General features: G+C 78.8%; 2 protein-coding genes and 1 pseudogene. 2 read left to right on the top strand and 1 reads right to left on the bottom strand.

All coding sequences use genetic code 11. The features are described 5' to 3' along the window. A pseudogene (locus tag HLB09_RS20180) lies at positions 1 to 340 on the bottom strand (hypothetical protein); the annotation flags it as partial. Between the two features lie 250 nt (positions 341 to 590). Here HLB09_RS20180 and HLB09_RS15605 point away from each other — a divergent pair. Further along, a complete protein-coding gene (locus HLB09_RS15605) occupies positions 591 to 1712 on the top strand; it encodes a trypsin-like serine peptidase (RefSeq protein WP_212771212.1) in 1122 nt (373 codons plus the stop codon). Between the two features lie 102 nt (positions 1713 to 1814). Further along, a complete protein-coding gene (locus HLB09_RS15600) occupies positions 1815 to 2504 on the top strand; it encodes a GNAT family N-acetyltransferase (RefSeq protein ID WP_322790219.1) in 690 nt (229 codons plus the stop codon). The last annotated feature ends 142 nt before the right edge of the window (positions 2505 to 2646 follow it).

Genomic DNA, 2646 nt, shown 5'->3' with positions numbered 1-2646 from the left:
GGCCAGGGCGACCAGGACGAAGGGGATGCCCAGGCCGGCGGCGTAGGCCGCGGCCAGAACGATGCTGCGACTGCCGGAGCCGGAGACGAAGGCCAGCGAGGTGCTCGCGCAGCGCGGGCAGGGCGCGCTCGTCCGCGACGGCCACGTGCTCGACCCGCGCGGCCACGGCCTGGCGGGCCAGCAGCGCCGGGTCCGAGCCGCCGGCCGCGAGGGCGAGGACCCGGAAGCGCTCGGGCGCGGAGGCCGCGACCTCGAGCGCCTGGACGCCGATCGAGCCGGTGGAGCCGAGGACGACGACGCGTCGCGGCCCGGTGGTCGGCGATGACGTCGGGGAGCTCACGCCGCGATGGTGCCACCGCCGTCTGACGGCTCCCCGCGAGCGCGCTGGGCGGACGTCGCGACGCCGGACGACGGCCGCGACCGGGTCACTCGATCGAGTGACGTCGTGATCGTTCCGTGACCTGGGGTTCCGGCCGGGACGTCCTCGACCTAGCGTCGGCGGCCCAGCGGCGCTCCCGCGCGGCGGCCGGGTCCGGACGACCCGGTGGTCGGGGGCCGCTGCCCGCGAGCACGTCGGAAGGGCCCCTCCCATGACGCAGCGCACGTCCTCCTCCCCCTCACGGCCGCCCCGAGCGGCGCAGGCCCCCTCGGGGCTGGTCCGGTCGCGGCTGGCGCGGTCGGTGCTGGGAGCCGGCCTCGGCGCCGGACTGCTCCTCGGCGCGCCCGCCACCGCCGGGGCGGCGACCGGGGCGTCACCGCTCCCCCCGCCCGGCGCCCTGCCCGGCGCGGAGGCGAGCGCGGCCGCCACGGGGGTCGACACCGCCGACGAGCGCCGCGCCGTCGTCGACGGCTGGACCCCGGAGCGGATGCGGGCCGCCGTCCCCGGCTCCTCGCTCGTCGAGGAGGCCGACGCCCGGCGCCACCTCGAGGAGGCGGCCGGCGACGTGCTCGCCGGGACGCCGGAGGTGGTCGACGGGCTGCCCGGCGCCGCGGGCCGCGCCGCGGGAGGCCTGCTCGCCGCGCCGACGGCCGACGCGACCGGCGTCCCCTGGACGGGTGGGGGCCAGGTCGTCGACACGACCGGCAAGGTCTTCTTCACCCTCGGCGGGGTCGACTACGTGTGCTCCGCGAGCTCGGTCGCCGCGGACAACCTGTCGACCGTCCTCACCGCCGGGCACTGCGTCCACGGCGAGGGCGAGTACGCCACGGACTTCGTCTTCGTGCCCGGCTACGACGAGGGGGCGGCCCCGCACGGCGTCTGGACGGCCCGCGCGCTCGTCACGACGCCCCAGTACGAGACGTCGGAGGACCTGGACTTCGACGTCGCCTTCGCGGTCCTCTCCCCCGTCGCGGGACGGCCGCTGGCCGACGTCGTCGGCGCCCAGGGCATCGCCTTCGGCCAGCCGCGCGGCGAGCGCACGCACGCCTTCGGCTACCCGGCCGCGGCGCCCTACGACGGGATGAGCCTGCAGTTCTGCAGCGGCACGGCGCGCCCCGACACGCTGGGCGGCAGCGCCGACCAGGGCCTCACGTGCGCGATGACGGGCGGCTCGAGCGGCGGGCCCTGGTACTCGGGCTTCGACGAGGCCACGGGGACGGGGACGGCGACCTCGCTCAACAGCTTCGGCTACGTCGTCGACCCGACGACGATGTACGGCCCCTACTTCGGCGCGCAGGCGCAGGAGACGTACGAGGTGGCCTCGGCGTCCTGACGTCGGGGTCCTCGCACGGACGTCGTGGGCGCCTCGCGCCGGAGGTCCGTGCCGCGGCAGGCTCTGCCCCGTGGCACGGACCTCCTGCACGAGCCCCCCGTCGTGAGCGGCGCCCCCGACGGCTCGCCCGAGCCGGCCGCGGAGCCGGTGCGCCCCTCGCGCGCCCGCGCGATGGAGGCGGGCGCGCCGTGGACGCCCGAGCGCCGGGCGGCCGCCCGCCCGAGGTCGGTGGTGCGGGAGGTGCCCGGCTCCGAGGGCGGGGACGCCCTCGTCCGCGACGCCACCGTCGAGGACGCCGCGGCCTGCGCCGCCCTGTACGCCCCGTACGTGCTCGCCACGGCGGCGACCTTCGAGACCGAGCCGCCGGACGCCGCCGAGACGGCGCGGCGCATCACGGCGTCGCAGCGCGAGCACGCGTGGCTGGTGCTGGTGGACGGCGACGAGGTCCTCGGCGAGGCCCACGCCACGCCCTTCCGGCCCCGCCCGGCCTACCGGTGGACGTGCGAGACGACCGTCCACCTCGCACCGGCGGCCACCGGCCGGGGCCTCGGGAGGCTCCTCTACGGCGCGCTGCTCGACCGCCTCGCAGCGCGGGGTCTGCTCACGGCGACGGCCGTCGTCGCCCTGCCGAACCCGGCCAGCGAGGCGCTGCACGCGGCCCTCGGCTTCGCCCCGGTGGGCACCTTCGCGCGCGCGGGCTGGAAGCTCGGGGTCTGGCGCGACGTCGCCTGGTACCAGCGCCCGCTCGGGGAGGGCCCGCGCGAGGGGGTCCACCCGGTCGAGCCCTCCTGAGGCGCGGGTCGGCCAAGGGGGTCGGCCACGGGGTCGGCCGGGGGCGCCTCAGGCCCGGTGCACGGGCACGACGGCACCGTCCCGAGGACGGCGCGGGGCCGGCGGCGGAGCCGGCGCACCGGGCGGTCCGGCCGCCGCCACC

It is taken from the genome of Pseudokineococcus marinus (assembly GCF_013004605.1).
Classification (GTDB): domain Bacteria; phylum Actinomycetota; class Actinomycetes; order Actinomycetales; family Quadrisphaeraceae; genus Pseudokineococcus; species Pseudokineococcus marinus.
This window is presented reverse-complemented; position numbering and strand designations above follow the sequence as displayed.

What these genes read in the sequence shown, in the direction of transcription:
- HLB09_RS15605 (WP_212771212.1), top strand. Translation starts at nt 591, where the DNA reads ATGACGCAGCGCACGTCCTCCTCCCCCTCACGGCCGCCCCGAGCGGCG.